This is a genomic window from Thermoleptolyngbya sichuanensis A183 (assembly GCF_013177315.1).
Taxonomy (GTDB): Bacteria; Cyanobacteriota; Cyanobacteriia; order Elainellales; family Elainellaceae; genus Thermoleptolyngbya; species Thermoleptolyngbya sichuanensis.
Map to the genome: position 1 here is coordinate 4651367 of NZ_CP053661.1, position 14938 is coordinate 4666304.

Sequence of the window (14938 nt, forward strand, 5' to 3'; positions counted from 1 at the left end):
AGATTAGTTACTTGAGGTACTTTACTTGAAGTAATTTACTTGAAGTAAATAAGCAAGTTTAGCCCCGGAATGGTGCGCGAGAGTGTCCACAGCAACAGGCCGGTGTAGATTCAGTCCAAAGGCCCACTGATACCAGACCAGGGTGGTGATTAGCCCCGGCAGATGCTCGTCGCGCAGGCGGATGTCGTTGAACCCGAAGCGCAGCAGGTTGTTGGCGCTGAGGTCGAGATAGTTGAGCCAGTTCCAGCGGCGATCCCACAGTAGCGGTGCATAACGTTCCCGAAACATGGGGTAGCGGGGAATGGTGGGCAAGCGTCCGATGAGAATCCGCAACTGGCGCAGCGTGCCTTCTTCGACGAAGTAGCTCACGTCCATTTTGGGATGGAACCGCCCGCCGCGATAGAGCAAAAACAGCAGGATCGCCGGGACGGGAATGATGACTGTGCCCAGACAGGCGAGGGTGAGCCAGGGTGATTCTGCGAGCCGAAAGACGATGGATAGTCCGACGGTGGCCAGTAGCCCGGTGCTGCTAAGCATCCACACGGCTTCGGTGGGGGTGGGCAAGATGGGCTGGGGATGGAGCCGCCGCACGCGGTCTACTAGCCAGAATACGAGCGCAAAGTAGGCGACGGCAATTAGCCCCACGCCGAAGGTGAGTCCGGAACTGGTGCCGTAGCGGGTCAGGGTGAGCAGGAGCGCTAGCCCGACCCAGTTTAGCGCAGTGCCCAGCCAGCCAAAGATAGAGCGGGGTTCGCTGGCAACGACGCGATCGCGCACTTTGACATAGGTGGCCAGGTCGATGCTGTCGAGTTTGAGCAGGTCGCCCAGGCTGCGAAAGGGGTGCTGGGTGCGGGAAAGGGCGATCGCCTCGGCCTGTTTTGCCGAAAAGCCAATCTGCTGAAGCTGTGCCTGGGAAGCGGTGTTCAGGTTCAGGCCCCAGAGGGAGCGCTCGATTTGGCGCGATCGCAGTCGTTGCGCCAAGTAGCCGATCTGGTTGGCATCGTCAATTTGCTCGATGGAGCGGAAGTTTCGCACTAGGTTTCGCAGAATGGTTTCGTTGCCTTGCAGGGTGGGCACGGAAATGGCCCGGCCGATCTGCCCTGGACTGCCGAGGATTTTGGCGCGATCGGGGTTGAATTGTAGCCCTGCAACGTTGAGATAGGCCCCTGGGGCAAAGCTGGCATCACCAAAGTCGGTCTGCGCCTGAATGACTGCGCCGCGCAGATTCACGGGCTGCCCAAACTGCACTTCGCGGAAGGTTGCTGCCTGCTCAAACACTGCATCCGAGAGGAATAGCGACTGGGCAAACTGGCTCTGGTTGAAAATTGCCGCTGCTTCCCAATGGGTTTGGGCAAAGTCGGCATTCCCCTGCCAGCGCACCCGGCTGAAGTTGGCGACTTGCTGGAACGTCGCCCGATTGAAATTTGCTGCGCCCTGAAACTCGCTGCTTTGGAAGGTGGCTGCGCTCAGGAAGCGCGATCGCCCGAAGGTGGCTCGCTCAAAAAAGATGACGCTGCGAAACCGGGCCTCCTGACGAAAGCGAGCATCGGCAAAGCTAGTGGGCTGCCCAAAGCGGGCATCGGACCAATCTGCTTCTTGGCTAAAATCGGCTCCGGCGATGTCTACTTTGCCCAAAAAAAATGTGTTGCTGAAATCTGCTACACCCTCGATGCGCGCCTGGGCCAGCAGCAGGGGGCCGCGCAGTAGGGTCAGCTTAAGTACGGGGGGTGGGTCCTGGGTGAGCAGGGATCTGGATAGCTGGCTGAGTTGGGTAATTCGACGGCGATCGCGCTTGAGTTGGTTTTGCTCGTCTTCCGTTAGCAAATCGGATAGCTCGTCGCCAAAGACCGGAGCCTGCAAGCCCAGTTGGGCGATGTCGAGCTTGCCCTGGATGAGGCTGTTGCTGAGGTCGAGGCCGAGGGGTGTGGGCGATCGCCGCAAGGTTGCCTGCACCAGCCGATAAAACTGGTCGCGGAAGGCGATATTTTCCGGCCGCAGGTCGATCGCTACATTCCGCAGATCAATTGCTGCGCCATCGTCCAGGGTCAAGGGCTGTTTGAGCCGCTGCTGCAATAGCTCCAGCGTCAGGGGCTGCTGATCTTGTAGCGGGGCTGCGGCCTGGGCGGGAGGCATCCATCCCAGCGCAATCGCCAGCACCAGCAACGCCACCGCCCCGACCCATCCCAGCCTCCGCAAGCCTGCCCACGGTTGCTTCAGTTGCCTGCCCAGCCGCGCCTCCACGTTTTGCCTGACCCCCATCTACCGGTCACAAGGTTCGCCACAGCGTTTGCCCTTGCATCATCCCACGCACCCGCCACCAGATTTGCCATAGCCCGTTAGTCTAGCCGTGCCGCTGGATTCGGCGGTGTTCCCCGTTTTTCGCCTTTCGCCAAAATCACCAGGGCTTTTTCAATATCCTGCACTTTAATCGCCCGCACGGCCCTCAGCAAAGCGCGAATCAGTGCCACTTCATCGTCAGACGAGACCACCATTTGCTGAAGCTCCGTTGTTAGTATTTACCAAGTCTCTGCATTATTGTACAAAAGCAAATAAGCAGTTAAACGGATAAGCAATTCTGCCACAGCGCATATTGCCCTATGACAGAATTGCAATAATGTTTATCTGTCTTCGCAATGGTTAAGGTTAAAACTGTTCAGTTTAGAGCGCAGGTTCCACAGGATATTGATTTCCTGATTCGGGCGATCGCCCCCTTCAAAAACGCAGGGAAAGACTGGACGCTCAGTGATATTGCAGTGGAAGCTCTGACAGAGTGGCTGCAAAAACCAGAAAATCGTGAGTTGGTGGAGGCTCACAACATTCTGGAAGGATTAGAGCGTAGAGGCTTGACTAGCAATATTTTTTGAACCCTCTATGCTTGAGTGGCGATGCTTTGATCCCCCCTAACCCCCCTTAAACAAGGGGGGAATCGAACCCGGAGTGACCCGAAGCAGGGAGAACTGGATCGAAAGTCCCCCTTGTTAAGGGGGATTAGGGGGATCTTTCAGAACCCGGAGTGACCCGAAGCAGGGAGAACTGGATCGAAAGTCCCCCTTGTTAAGGGGGATTAGGGGGATCTTTCAGAGCCTCACGCAAACTATCGAGATGTGTATACACAGTAGCCCGCTCTGGGAGAGGGTTTAAAGCCTTCGGCACACCAGAAAAGGGTGAGGGAGATTGGCAAAGTTGCACATTGCGTTGCACATTGCATGTGACCTTGCATTCCGAACCTCCCTTATTTCCCTGCCCGCCTAGAATAGATGCATTCGAGAGATACATTCGAGGACGTTTGAGGTTTCGCTATGCTGCCGATTGACCTACAGCATTTGCCCTCCAGCGAAGAGCTACCTTGCTCGGATGATACGCCCGTGGACAATGAAGACCAGAATCTTTTGCCCAATATCCTGCTGTTTTTGCTCAACTCGATTTGGGCGAACCGCAACGATTGGTACTTTGGCGTGGACATGGGCATTTATCACACGACGGGCAAGAGTCCGAAGGTGCCTGTGATTCCGGATGGTTTTTTGAGCTTGGGGGTTGAACGTCGCAAGCCGAGCCGCAAGGGACGAGGACGGCTCAGCTATGTGCTGTGGGAAGAGAACAATATTCCGCCGATTTTGACGCTGGAGCTGGTTTCCCACAGCTATGGCGGGGAGTATGACGAAAAGATGGACATCTACGCCCGCCTGGGAGTGCTGTACTATGTCATCTACAATCCAGAGTTTTGGCAGCGGGACGGGCATCAGCCCTTTGAGGTGTACAAATTAACCAATGGGCAGTACGAGTTGCAGATTGGGGAGCCGTACTGGATGCCGGAAGTTGGGCTGGGAATTGGGCGACATCAAGCGCTGTTTGGCAATCTGCCGCAGGAGCAGTTGGCGTGGTTTGATGCGAAGGGCGATCGCTACCTGAGTGAAGCTGAAGCCGAACGGCGGCGGCGAGAACAACTGGAGGCGTTTTTGCGATCGCACGGCTTTGATCCAGACCAGTTGCCGCCTAGCTAAGTGCCTGAACAATAGGGGCGACGGAGAAGGGGGTTTCTTCAGCAAAACCCGGTTCAAGGCCTAAGCGCTACGCCCCAGCTCCTAGCTTGGTTAGCAGCGCTTGGGTAGCTTGGGTCGGCTGCTGCGCTTGCATGATGGCTCGCACGACGGCAACCTGGGTTGCGCCAGCAGCGATTACGTCGCCCAGATTTTCGGCATCGATGCCGCCGATGGCAAACCAGGGTATGGGCGAATGGGCTGCGGCGTAGCGCACGTAGTCCAGCCCAGCAGCGGCTTTGCCCGCTTTGGTTGGCGTTTCGTATACGGGGCCCACGCCGATGTAGTCTGCGCCTTCGCTAAGGGCCCGCTGCATTTCGTCGGGGTTGGTGGTGGAGCGGCCGATGATGCGGCTGGGACCCAGGATTTGCCGGGCCAGGGCGATGGGAATGTCCTGCTGACCCAGATGCACGCCGTCGGCATCGACGGCCAGGGCAATGTCTACTCGGTCGTTGACCAAAAACAGGGCATCGTAGCGACGGCAGAGGTGACACAGCTTTTCGGCAAGCTGGAGCCGGGTGGGGTCTTCGGCGGTTTTGTCGCGATATTGCACTAGGCTCAGCCCGCCCTGGAGCGCGGCTTCCACAATGGGCAGCAGATGTTCGTGGGGCGAGGTGACGAGGTAGAGGGGCGATCGCCGCAGTTTGTGCATCCGTCCGTCGTGCGATCGCCCCATTAGCTGGCTGTCCAGCGCATAGACGCGATAGCGGAGTTGCTTGCAGGCGGCGGCCATCTCTGGTCGATCGAGCTTGCCGTATTCTTCTAGCACTCGCAGCGCCTCTTGCACCCGGCAGAGGTTGGCTTGTAGCAGCGCACCCAGGCTGGGACGCTCCATTTCGGCAGTGTGGGTCAGGTCGGTGCCGGGGTCGCCGGGGGTGTCGCGGGCGGCTCGCAGGTCGGCGGTGTGCCACTGGGCGAGGTGCTGGCGCAGGTCTTTGCATTCTGCGGTCAGGCTGGCATCGTTCAGCCCAAAGCGGCACCATTCTTCTACGATTCGCAGTCCCTCGCGGGCCCGATCCAGGTTGGCATCCAAAATGCGGTGAATCGCGGTGAGGGGGCGGTCGACTGGGTGGTTCATACGATAAGGAATGGGGGTGGAAATGATGGGCTTTAGAGGGGGGTAGGCGGAATCGGGGAGCAAGTTGCAGCAAAACAGAGCCGAGAGCCATGCCAAGAGCGATCGTAGCGAATTTGGGTAGCGGGGGCAAAGGCGGGAGGGGAAGTGTGAATGTTGCTGGGGAGAAATTGGGGCAGAGGGCGCTAGAAGGAGCGGGGGAAATGATGGGGGCGATCGCCAGAAGTTGTCTTTATTCGACCGGCTTCAGAACTTTTTTACATAGAAAAGTGAGCAGTTTTTGAGAGATTCGCTAGTATGAATGGCTGAATTTCTAAACACCATAACCCCGTCAGAATTTCCAGCTTTTTTGGGAGGGCAACGATGACTCTAAAGGGATGGGTACGGCCGCCAGTTGGGATGCGAGTGCAATCTATTCGGTCGATTCGGCAATCTCCAGCGACTCTGCACATCCAGCAGTGGAGCCAGTTGGCTGTTCTAATGTTGGGGCTGTTGGGGACGTTGGGAGCGCTGGAGGGTGTGCCTCGCCGATCTGCCCAGGCCAATGAACCTGTGGTGCAAGCGGCCGTTTCCCAACTGATCTTTGTGCATCCGGTGCTGGGCAGCGATGCCACGGGAGACGGATCGCCGCGATCGCCCTTCCGCACGATTACCCACGCGGCCCGACTTGCGCCGCCCAATACGGTCATTCTGCTTGCAGCGGGAACCTATGCAGCGGCCAACGGGGAACGGTTTCCGATTTTGCTGCCGCCGGGGGTGGCGGTGCAGGCAGACCCGACCACGGGCGGCGAGGGGGTGGTGATTCAGGGGCAAATCGCGCAGGGCGGTGCGACCCCGATGGCTGTGACTGCTGCCCCTGCTGCCCCTGCTGCCCCTAATGTTATGCCGCGCCCAGCTACGCCGCGCCCAGCCGCCCAGTCTGCTATGCCAATTGCGCCGCAGGCGAGCATCAGTGCTGAGGTTGTGGAAGAACCCGCCGTGCCGTTTCCCTTTGCAGCAGCGGGCGCAGGGTTTTTGCCAACCACGCCGACGGGCGATTTTCCGGTATCCAGTGGGCTGAACCCGCAGCGAGGAGCCGCCCCGCGCACGTTTGGGCGGGCGGCTGGAGGGCGATCGCCCTCGTCTGCCAGTGCATCCGCAGCGCCGATGCCAACGCATGGGTCTATGCCAATGCAGGGTTCGATGCCAACGCAGATTGCGCCCCAGTCTCTCCAGGGCATTCCCATTTCCGTTGCGCCGCCTGCGGTGATCTACCCGCAACAATCTCACGCTGGAGATGGCAACAGCCCATTGTCTAGTCAGTTTATTGGCCAGCCCATGCCTAGCCAGCCCCTTTCGTCCGGGGGCTTTGCTGCGCCGACTCCTGGGCGGCGGCCGGTTGAGCAGCGTGCCTTTCGTCCTTTGCCCCAGCGCACCTCCCAGGGTGGTGCAGTGGCGCTCTCGCCGTCTCGTCAGGAACCCGTTGCGAATTTTCAGGGCGTGATTGAGATTCCTGTACCGCCGCCAGAAAGCTCTGGACGTGTGGCTCCGCGCCAGTCTGGGGGAACAGTGCAGCGATATGAGCGGCCGCCTGCGGTGGGGCGATCGCCCGTCGCTGTTCCGCCTGCCCCTCCATACACGCAATACACGCTGCTGCCCGTGCCCGACCCCAATGCGCCGATTGGCAATGTCGGCGGTGTGCCCAGTGTGCCTGTGTCTGGCGCTCGTCCCCGCCCCACTACGCCCGTTGCCAGCCGCGCCAGTGAGCTAGGGCTGCGCTATCGGGTGGTGGTTCCCGCTGCCAGTGCGGCTGTGCAGGATCGCGTGCTGAGCGTGTTTCCTGGCGCGTTTCTCACCTACGATCGCCGTCAGTCGGTGGTTATGCAGGTGGGCGCGTTCAATAGCGAAGCCAATGCTCAGGAAGTGATTGATATTCTGCGTCAGAACGGGGTTCGCGCCCAAATTGAGCGAGTGGACTAGGCGGGGTTTTGGATTTTGGATTTTGGATTGCCGATTAAGCTTTTGGGCAGCTTTCAGCGATTTTATTCGCAGCGCTACGGAGGATGGATTGGGCGTTTGTCTGGTTTCTGCGTCTAGATTAAACCTCATTGAACCTTGCCTACAATCCCAAATGTTTTTGCACCTGCCGCAGGGTGCGCTGCATGTCGGGGAGGCGTTTCCAGGCGGCGGCGATGCGGCGAAATTCGGTGGCGGGCATGGCGGGTGCGCCCATGATGATGCTGTTGGGCGGAATATCGGCGTGGAGCATGGATTTCCCGGCAATTTGGCTGAAGTTGCCGATGTGTATTTGGTTATTGATGCCGACCTGTCCGCCAACGATGACGCGATCGCCCAGGCTGCTGCCGCCGGCCATGCCTGTTTGAGCGGCGATCGCGCAGGCTTCGCCAATGGTGCAGCCGTGACCGATCTGGACGAGATTGTCGATCTTGGTGTTGCGGCGGATGCGGGTTTCGCCGACGGCGGGGCGATCGACGGCACTGTTGCAACCGATTTCTACGCCGTCTTCGAGGACGGTGCGGCCGGATTGCTCCATCTTGAGCCAGCCGTCGCGGGTGGGGACGAAACCGAAGCCTTCGGAACCGATGACTGCGCCGCTGTGGATGACGCAATCTGCGCCGATTTGGGTGCGCTCGTGGAGGGTGCAGTTGGCATGGAGGATGGTGCGATCGCCCACGGAAACGCCGGGATACAGCACGACGTTGGGATGGATGCAAACGTGGTCGCCAAGGACGCAGCCTGTCTGGATCACCACATTTGCGCCGATGGAGATATGCTTGCCGAGGGTGGTGGTGGGGTCGATGATGGCGCTGGGGTGAATGCCGGGGGCGGGCTGAAAGGGTTGGTAAAACAGGGCGATCGCCTGGGCAAAGAGGAGGCGCGGGTTGGGGGTGGCGACCCAGGCGATGGAGCGATCGCTGGCGGCCTGTTGCAGGGCGGCATCCTGGGGCAAGATCAGGGCGCTGGCGGCGGTGGTAGCGACCTGCTTGGCAAATTTACCGCCTTCGATGTAGCTGAGGGTGCCGCTGGGGGCCGATTCGATGGGAGCGATCGCGCTGATCTCTGGGTCAAGGTCGGGCTGCTGGGGGAGGCTGCTATCCAGGGTGTGACCTGGCTTGCCAAGCTGGTAGACAATTTCGCTAAAGCGCATTTTGACAGTCTCTTCGACAGACTCTTAGGGGTGGATCTATGAAGGGTGGGCATCGTTGGGCTGCACCGGGCTGACTTTGGCTCGAAACAGCAAGCGATCGCCCCAATAGTATCCAGCAAAGCGCACCCGAATGCGATCGCCCGGTTGCACTGCTGTCCTGGAAGCCTCCATCAGCTCGTGCTTTTGGGGGTCATAGCCTGCTTCGCTGCCAATCGGCGCAATGGTGGTCACGTCCCAATCGGTGAGCAGTCGCTCAAGCGGGCGCAAGTGGGGCACGAGTTGCCGAGCTGGAAAGTCGGGGTTTTGCTCAATCACATTCAGGAAGACGGGCAGTTTTTCGAGCAACGGCTCTAGCTGCAACAGCGCGGCCCGCTGGCAGGACTGGACGGCTTCGGCGGTCTGCCGTTCGACTTGGCGCTGCAACCGCTCATACTCTTTTTGCAGAGTCGTATTTTGCAGGGTCGTATTTTGCAGGGTCGTATTTTGCAGAGTCGTATTTTGCAGGGTCGTAGGCGATTCGGATCGAGCAGCTTTTGAAGTGGACTGTAGGTCTAGACGTGCGACGGGCGGAGAACCCGAAAAGGTGGCAATCAGGTTGCTAATCGAGGTGTCTAAGGCGTGGCTGAGTCGGGCGATCGCTCCCACGCGCAGCTTTAGCACGCTGCCGCGCCGCATTTGGTCGATTTGCCAGGTGGACACGCCTGCTTGCTGAGCTAGGGCGGCAAAGCTGGGGATGCCAGCCTGCTGCATGAGCGATCGCAACTGCGGCGTATAGGGAAACGAATCTTTAGACGAAGCCATGCGGTGAGCCAAACACGCGGTGAGCCAGACGCTATGCCAAGTGCATCTTAAGAATCGACGGAGAGGCCCGCCGCACCTTGCATAAAATCGTCTCATGTCCCAGGCGCGAACAGGCCTCAAAACGGTGGCAGCCTGAAAATCCGTAATATTGCCCGTCTACTTCTAGTACGTCAATCGGCTCCTGGAGTCCAATTTCTTGGATGGATTCCATCAGCGCCCGGACTTTTTCTTGGTCATTTTGGCGAAAGAGCGGTCGCTGGATTAAGCGAATGGGGATTGCTTCGATTCTCATGGCAGTGAAAAGGGTGGTGGAACGTCGTGTGCAGTGCAGTTTGTGCAATGTAGTTTGTGCAAGGCAGGTCTGGTGAGGCTGCATCTGCACCAGCAGCCTTGGCTGCCTGACACAAGTGCCTCAAATGGGGGAAGTACGTAACGTAGTTTCAAGGATTTTAGGAGATGTGTCAGGCAGTCAGCCAGCAGCCTGCTTCTCTTAAGCATACTCATAACGAGTATGACTTGCAAACAATCGCCCTGGAAACTCGCTAGACGGGGCTTTGCGGCTTGCTTAGGTGTTTTTCGGACTTTTTTAGAGCTAATTTGTAAAGGAGCCTGAAAGCCTTGTTAATCAAGGATTTCCGAGAAACCTCTTTTCCTGGGCAAACATGACCTCAAAGCCACACATGCCAAGAGTTTCAGGCTTCTTAAGATTTGCTTCATAAATTAGCTCTTAATACTTCTTCACGGATTCTTCATGATTTTTCTGCGTAAGTAGCGCCGCAGGAACCGCGTTTCTGATGAAAATATTGTAAATTATGCTAGCAATATAAAAACTTGAGAGGGAGCATCCCACTTTCGCGAAAACAGTGCGAAGGGTGAGAATGGGAGGGTAGCCCCAGGGATGACTCACCATGACACCTGAAGACCAAAAGCGATTGGAAACTTGTACAGCAGAGATCGCCGAGATTTTGTATCGCAATAGCAACCGAGAGGGGCTCGATAGTCTAGAAGGCATCGAGCAGACTGTACGACGGCAAATGCTAGAGGAGGTGAGCCCTCGAGTTGCCCTTTTTTTGTCAACCAGAAAGCCTACCCCGCCCGAGGCCGGGTTCGCCGATTGAAGAGTTTAGTAGGGGTCCTTGAGATTCGTCAAAGTCAGGCAGAACGGTTAGGCGTAAAGGCTTACAGCCGTCTCAGTGGTGGCCTAGAGAAAGCCAACCTACGCTTAAGTGCCAACGAATCGTTTCAAGATGCAGAGGATGACATCGTAGCCCTGACCGGGATGCGGGTCGGGCACTCGACCCAACAACGTCTGGTGGGGCGTCAGTCGTTCGAGTCTGCCGAGGCTAAACAAGGCGTCAGTGAGGTCAGCATTGATGGCGGCAAAGTCCGTCTGCGTGACCTGCTAGAGTCCGATAGCCCGTGGCGAGACTACAAAGCGGTGCGGGTGGAGGGGATTTATTACAACGCCTTCTTCCAAGACAATGACAGCTTGATTGATTATCTCAGCGCTCAACGCTTGCTCTCCCCACTGGTCTGTCTGGGCGATGGTCACGCTGGGGTGTGGAATCTGTTTGCTCAACTCACCACCGTTGAGACCCGTTGGGAAATCCTCGATTGGTACCATCTCAAAGAAAACCTCTACAAAGTCGGTGGGTCGCTCAAGCGCTTAGCAGCGGCGGAAATGCTGTTATGGCAAGGTCAAGTGGAAGCCGCCAGGGCCCTCTTTGCCGACTGTCGGCGCAAGCAAGCCCGCAATTTTGAAGCCTATCTGAGCACCCATCGCTCTCGCATCGTGAATTATGGGTTCTACCAGGCTGAGCAACTCTGTTCTATTGGATCAGGAGCCGTAGAATCGGCTGTCAAACAGATTGGGCGACGCCTCCAAATTTCGGGTGCTCGCTGGAATACGGCCTCCGTTAATGCCATGTTGAGTCTGCGCTGTGCCTACCTCAATGGACAGCTCGCCAGTTGACTGTTTCATCGAAAGTGGGATGCTCCTAACTTGAGAACAAGGCTCTCGAATGTAACCTAATATTTCTCTGTTGGCTTTATTTAGTTAATGTTTTTCGCTTTATTAATAGCTGATAGGCCTTCGTATTGTGGCTGTAGATTGTGGCTGTAGATTGTGGCTGTAGATAGTAAGGCAACGTTTTACAGCGATGTCGTATTGGTATTCTTCGGGCTAACAATATCTTGATTTCTATCTTCTAAAACTCTTAGCTGTTGCTGTATATGGGGCTGAATCTCTACGTCTTGTCTGAAAATTCTCCTGATAATCAACATGTAGGTTGGTCAGTCAGTCAGAATCTAGAAGAAGTTCTATCCAGTGTTTTTAAGCCTGTCTTTCTCTACCCCACTCATAACCAGTCAATTCGGCTGGGTTCGCTGAAAGTTTCCGATCGCTATGTGTCTTTTACTCGACGATATCGGCATCGCCTGTTTCGCTCCTGGTATGAGTTAGAGCAGTTGCCCAGTTTGGATTCTGGGATAAATGTATTGCTTATTGTAGGGCTTGGGTCGCAGTTCCTACTGTCGATGCATACGCTCGGCCCTCTGCTGAAACGGTTTGATGTCAGAATTGGTTACCTGTTGGATGGGTTTAGCGCAAATCACCTCAATCCTGCCGCCATTTCTTGCCTGGACTATCTGTTTACAATCAGTCAGGATATGGCTGATTCTGTGAGAGAGACGCACGGCATTAATGCGATGTACTTGCCGCTTGCGACAAATACGTTGAGGGTGGAACTCAATCGGCAGCATCGCTGGATTGATATCTTGAGCTATGGTCGGCGAAATGAAGCGATCCATCGACAGCTTCATGCGCGATTTGGAGGAGCAGAGAGCGATCGCTTTTATTTGTATTCCACCTTTTCCAAGCCTGATCTGCTTGACCGAGGCGAGCATGTGATGCTCCATTCGAGGTTGCTCAATCATGCAAAAATCAGCCTTTGCTTTGAGGAGCATCCCACTTTCGATGAAACAGTCAACTGGCGAGCTGTCCATTGAGGTAGGCACAGCGCAGACTCAACATGGCATTAACGGAGGCCGTATTCCAGCGAGCACCCGAAATTTGGAGGCGTCGCCCAATCTGTTTGACAGCCGATTCTACGGCTCCTGATCCAATAGAACAGAGTTGCTCAGCCTGGTAGAACCCATAATTCACGATGCGAGAGCGATGGGTGCTCAGATAGGCTTCAAAATTGCGGGCTTGCTTGCGCCGACAGTCGGCAAAGAGGGCCCTGGCGGCTTCCACTTGACCTTGCCATAACAGCATTTCCGCCGCTGCTAAGCGCTTGAGCGACCCACCGACTTTGTAGAGGTTTTCTTTGAGATGGTACCAATCGAGGATTTCCCAACGGGTCTCAACGGTGGTGAGTTGAGCAAACAGATTCCACACCCCAGCGTGACCATCGCCCAGACAGACCAGTGGGGAGAGCAAGCGTTGAGCGCTGAGATAATCAATCAAGCTGTCATTGTCTTGGAAGAAGGCGTTGTAATAAATCCCCTCCACCCGCACCGCTTTGTAGTCTCGCCACGGGCTATCGGACTCTAGCAGGTCACGCAGACGGACTTTGCCGCCATCAATGCTGACCTCACTGACGCCTTGTTTAGCCTCGGCAGACTCGAACGACTGACGCCCCACCAGACGTTGTTGGGTCGAGTGCCCGACCCGCATCCCGGTCAGGGCTACGATGTCATCCTCTGCATCTTGAAACGATTCGTTGGCACTTAAGCGTAGGTTGGCTTTCTCTAGGCCACCACTGAGACGGCTGTAAGCCTTTACGCCTAACCGTTCTGCCTGACTTTGACGAATCTCAAGGACCCCTACTAAACTCTTCAATCGGCGAACCCGGCCTCGGGCGGGGTAGGCTTTCTGGTTGACAAAAAAAGGGCAACTCGAGGGCTCACCTCCTCTAGCATTTGCCGTCGTACAGTCTGCTCGATGCCTTCTAGACTATCGAGCCCCTCTCGGTTGCTATTGCGATACAAAATCTCGGCGATCTCTGCTGTACAAGTTTCCAATCGCTTTTGGTCTTCAGGTGTCATGGTGAGTCATCCCTGGGGCTACCCTCCCATTCTCACCCTTCGCACTGTTTTCGCGAAAGTGGGATGCTCCCAGACGGATGCTTTTCCCAATGGGATGGTTGATGATAGAAATGGGAGCTTGTGAGGCGGGCAAGTTGCTGGATGTTCTGCGCCAAATTCCCCAATCTCCAATCCCCAATCCCTCATGACCCTACCAACGATTGAATTTTTTGAAGGCATTCCCGAAGACCTGAGCGGCGTGAGCCTGAGGCGCGATCGCACGACAGGCGCTCAGTTTGTCGTGATGACGTTCGAGCAGCTCAAGTCTATCGAGCGGTTCCAGAGCTTCACTAACCGCTTTAATAAAGCCCTCTGCCTGACAGATGAAGAAGGCCGCATCGAGATCGAACCCGACAGCATAAAGTTTATCTTTGGCGGCGACGAGGGCGACGAGCTAAAGCGGGTGGAATGCCGCTTTGAGCTAGTCCGCGAGGAACATTGGGCGCGGTTTATGCGGTTTATGAATCGCTATGCCGAAGCGAACGGCATGGAATATCAGGGCAAAGAGACTAACCGCGAAAACTAGCTGGGCGGCGATCCTCCCTGGATTCCTTTTGATACAAAAGGGCTGCGTGAATTAGCTCACTTGCTTAGCTTGCAGACCCACTAAGTCCGCAGGTTTCACCACGCCATATTCGGTGATGATGCCCGTAATTAGCTCCGCAGGCGTGACATCAAACGAAGGATTGTAGTAGTCCAAGCCCTCCGGCGCGATAATAGTTTCGCCGATTTGATAGATCTCGATGGGGTCGCGCTCCTCGATGGGGATTTTGCCACCGTCGCTGAGGCTGAAGTCCACCGTGGAGAGCGGCGCAGCGACATAGAAGGGAATATTGTGGGCGCGAGACACCAGCGCCAGACTGTAGGTGCCGATTTTGTTGGCGGTGTCGCCATTGGCGGTGATGCGGTCTGCGCCCACCACGACGGCATCCACCAGCCCGCGCTGCATACAGTGCGCCGCCATGCTGTCGGTGATCAGCGTAGTGGGGATACCTTCCTGCACGCATTCCCAGGCAGTGAGGCGGGCCCCTTGCAGGCGGGGGCGTGTTTCGTCGGCATAGAGCCGCTCCAGCCGATCTTCTCGCCACACGGAGCGCACGACCCCCAGGGCCGTGCCGTAACCTGCGGTGGCCAGGGCCCCGGCGTTGCAGTGGGTCAGCAGGCGCAGCTTGTGGGGCGTGGTAGGCAGGGCGGCTAGTCCGTGGTCGCCGATCGCCCGACAGGTTTCCAGGTCTTCGGTCTGGATTGCCTGCGCCGTTTGCAATAGCGCTGTTTTGAGATAGTCCACCGGGCCGATGGTCTGCCGTGCCACCTTCAGCATCCGCTCTGTGGCCCAAAACAGGTTAACGGCGGTGGGCCGGGTAGCCCGCAGCTTCATCGCCACAGACTCTAACTCGCGCAAAAACTGATCGCGATCGCCCGTCTCGATTTCTCTGGCTCCCAGATACATCCCGTAGGCAGCCGCCACGCCGATTGCGGGGGCCCCGCGCACGATCATGGTTTTAATGGCGATCGCCATGTCATCACAGCGGCTAATCTGCACCAGGTCATATTCAGTCGGCAGTCGGTTTTGGTCAATCAGCCAAACATGGTCGTCTTGCCAAATCACAGGATAGACCTGCGAGGTTGGGAGGTTCATAGGACAGGGTCAGGGGGGTAGAGGTCTAGCTTTGTCCTAAATTAACCCCCCAGTGGGCCGAAACGCCAGAGGCCAGACCGTCTGGGCGTAGCCCACAGAATTCAGGAACATTTTCCAAAACGAACCAGGAGCGCAGGCCCCCGGTTCTGGAA

14 protein-coding genes are annotated in these 14938 nt (G+C 56.8%); 6 read left to right on the forward strand and 8 right to left on the reverse strand.

All coding sequences use genetic code 11. From position 1 onward, the window contains the following. Positions 1–21: 21 nt before the first annotated feature. Both HPC62_RS19230 and HPC62_RS19235 read right to left on the reverse strand, forming a co-directional pair. Positions 22–2259, reverse strand: a complete 2238-nt coding sequence (locus HPC62_RS19230; RefSeq protein ID WP_228721660.1) for a pentapeptide repeat-containing protein — start codon at positions 2257–2259, stop codon at positions 22–24. Between the two features lie 77 nt (positions 2260–2336). Further along, positions 2337–2492, reverse strand: coding sequence for a hypothetical protein (locus HPC62_RS19235; protein WP_172358102.1), 156 nt, complete (start codon positions 2490–2492; stop codon positions 2337–2339). 141 nt (positions 2493–2633) lie between these two features. Here HPC62_RS19235 and HPC62_RS19240 point away from each other — a divergent pair, with 141 nt between their 5' ends. Both HPC62_RS19240 and HPC62_RS19245 read left to right on the forward strand, forming a co-directional pair. After that, positions 2634–2864: a hypothetical protein gene (locus HPC62_RS19240; RefSeq protein WP_068514778.1), complete on the forward strand. Its 231-nt coding sequence runs from the start codon at positions 2634–2636 to the stop codon at positions 2862–2864. 435 nt (positions 2865–3299) lie between these two features. Further along, positions 3300–4001 carry a Uma2 family endonuclease gene (locus HPC62_RS19245; RefSeq protein ID WP_172358103.1) on the forward strand — a complete coding sequence of 234 codons (702 nt, stop codon included), beginning with the start codon at positions 3300–3302 and terminating at the stop codon, positions 3999–4001. Positions 4002–4068: 67 nt separating this feature from the next. Here HPC62_RS19245 and HPC62_RS19250 read toward each other — a convergent pair whose 3' ends face one another. Then, positions 4069–5115, reverse strand: a complete 1047-nt coding sequence (locus HPC62_RS19250) for a thiamine phosphate synthase (RefSeq protein WP_172358104.1) — start codon at positions 5113–5115, stop codon at positions 4069–4071. Between the two features lie 360 nt (positions 5116–5475). Between HPC62_RS19250 and HPC62_RS19255 the strand changes: the two genes are divergently transcribed. Then, a complete protein-coding gene (locus HPC62_RS19255; RefSeq protein WP_172358105.1) occupies positions 5476–7071 on the forward strand; it encodes a DUF1565 domain-containing protein in 1596 nt (531 codons plus the stop codon). A gap of 139 nt (positions 7072–7210) precedes the next feature. Here the strand turns inward: HPC62_RS19255 and lpxD are convergent, their stop codons facing one another. Genes lpxD through HPC62_RS19270 form a run of 3 tightly spaced genes read right to left on the reverse strand, consistent with a single transcriptional unit; the run spans position 7211 to position 9353 of the window. Beyond that, positions 7211–8260, reverse strand: coding sequence for a UDP-3-O-(3-hydroxymyristoyl)glucosamine N-acyltransferase (gene lpxD / locus HPC62_RS19260; RefSeq protein ID WP_172358106.1), 1050 nt, complete (start codon positions 8258–8260; stop codon positions 7211–7213). Positions 8261–8296: 36 nt separating this feature from the next. Then, complete coding sequence (grpE, locus tag HPC62_RS19265) at positions 8297–9061, reverse strand: nucleotide exchange factor GrpE (protein WP_172358107.1); 765 nt, start codon at positions 9059–9061, stop codon at positions 8297–8299. 31 nt (positions 9062–9092) lie between these two features. Then, entirely contained in the window at positions 9093–9353 is a 261-nt protein-coding gene (locus HPC62_RS19270) for a sulfiredoxin (protein WP_172358108.1), read from the reverse strand. A 616-nt stretch (positions 9354–9969) separates the two neighbouring features. Here HPC62_RS19270 and HPC62_RS19275 point away from each other — a divergent pair. Next, positions 9970–11033, forward strand: a protein-coding gene (locus tag HPC62_RS19275; RefSeq protein WP_172355863.1) for an ISKra4 family transposase whose coding sequence is annotated in 2 segments (ribosomal slippage) — positions 9970–10126 and positions 10126–11033 — 1065 coding nt in all. Because the reading frame shifts where the segments join, the coding sequence is not laid out codon by codon here. A 260-nt stretch (positions 11034–11293) separates the two neighbouring features. Continuing rightward, positions 11294–12067, forward strand: a complete 774-nt coding sequence (locus HPC62_RS19280) for a hypothetical protein (protein WP_172358109.1) — start codon at positions 11294–11296, stop codon at positions 12065–12067. Here HPC62_RS19280 and HPC62_RS19285 read toward each other — a convergent pair. After that, a protein-coding gene (locus tag HPC62_RS19285) for an ISKra4 family transposase (protein ID WP_172355863.1) occupies positions 12045–13108 on the reverse strand; the annotation gives its coding sequence in 2 pieces (ribosomal slippage) (positions 12045–12952 and positions 12952–13108; 1065 coding nt in all). The genes HPC62_RS19280 and HPC62_RS19285 overlap by 23 nt on opposite strands. 184 nt (positions 13109–13292) lie before the next feature. Between HPC62_RS19285 and psb28 the strand changes: the two genes are divergently transcribed. Then, positions 13293–13673, forward strand: coding sequence for a photosystem II reaction center protein Psb28 (psb28, locus tag HPC62_RS19290; RefSeq protein WP_172358110.1), 381 nt, complete (start codon positions 13293–13295; stop codon positions 13671–13673). 51 nt (positions 13674–13724) lie between these two features. On the opposite strand, the gene mtnA is transcribed toward psb28, so the two are convergent. Continuing rightward, positions 13725–14786 carry an S-methyl-5-thioribose-1-phosphate isomerase gene (gene mtnA, locus HPC62_RS19295; protein WP_172358111.1) on the reverse strand — a complete coding sequence of 354 codons (1062 nt, stop codon included), beginning with the start codon at positions 14784–14786 and terminating at the stop codon, positions 13725–13727. Positions 14787–14938 lie beyond the last annotated feature (152 nt).

Excerpts from the sequence above, each read along its gene's own strand:
- HPC62_RS19270 (WP_172358108.1), bottom strand. The coding sequence starts at position 9,353 with ATGAGAATCGAAGCAATCCCCATTCGCTTAATCCAGCGACCGCTCTTT.
- lpxD (WP_172358106.1), bottom strand. The coding sequence starts at position 8,260 with ATGCGCTTTAGCGAAATTGTCTACCAGCTTGGCAAGCCAGGTCACACC.
- HPC62_RS19230 (WP_228721660.1), bottom strand. The coding sequence starts at position 2,259 with ATGGGGGTCAGGCAAAACGTGGAGGCGCGGCTGGGCAGGCAACTGAAG.
- psb28 (WP_172358110.1), top strand. The coding sequence starts at position 13,293 with ATGACCCTACCAACGATTGAATTTTTTGAAGGCATTCCCGAAGACCTG.
- grpE (WP_172358107.1), bottom strand. The coding sequence starts at position 9,061 with ATGGCTTCGTCTAAAGATTCGTTTCCCTATACGCCGCAGTTGCGATCG.
- HPC62_RS19280 (WP_172358109.1), top strand. The coding sequence starts at position 11,294 with ATGGGGCTGAATCTCTACGTCTTGTCTGAAAATTCTCCTGATAATCAA.
- HPC62_RS19235 (WP_172358102.1), bottom strand. The coding sequence starts at position 2,492 with ATGGTGGTCTCGTCTGACGATGAAGTGGCACTGATTCGCGCTTTGCTG.
- HPC62_RS19255 (WP_172358105.1), top strand. The coding sequence starts at position 5,476 with ATGACTCTAAAGGGATGGGTACGGCCGCCAGTTGGGATGCGAGTGCAA.
- HPC62_RS19245 (WP_172358103.1), top strand. The coding sequence starts at position 3,300 with ATGCTGCCGATTGACCTACAGCATTTGCCCTCCAGCGAAGAGCTACCT.
- HPC62_RS19240 (WP_068514778.1), top strand. The coding sequence starts at position 2,634 with ATGGTTAAGGTTAAAACTGTTCAGTTTAGAGCGCAGGTTCCACAGGAT.
- mtnA (WP_172358111.1), bottom strand. The coding sequence starts at position 14,786 with ATGAACCTCCCAACCTCGCAGGTCTATCCTGTGATTTGGCAAGACGAC.
- HPC62_RS19250 (WP_172358104.1), bottom strand. The coding sequence starts at position 5,115 with ATGAACCACCCAGTCGACCGCCCCCTCACCGCGATTCACCGCATTTTG.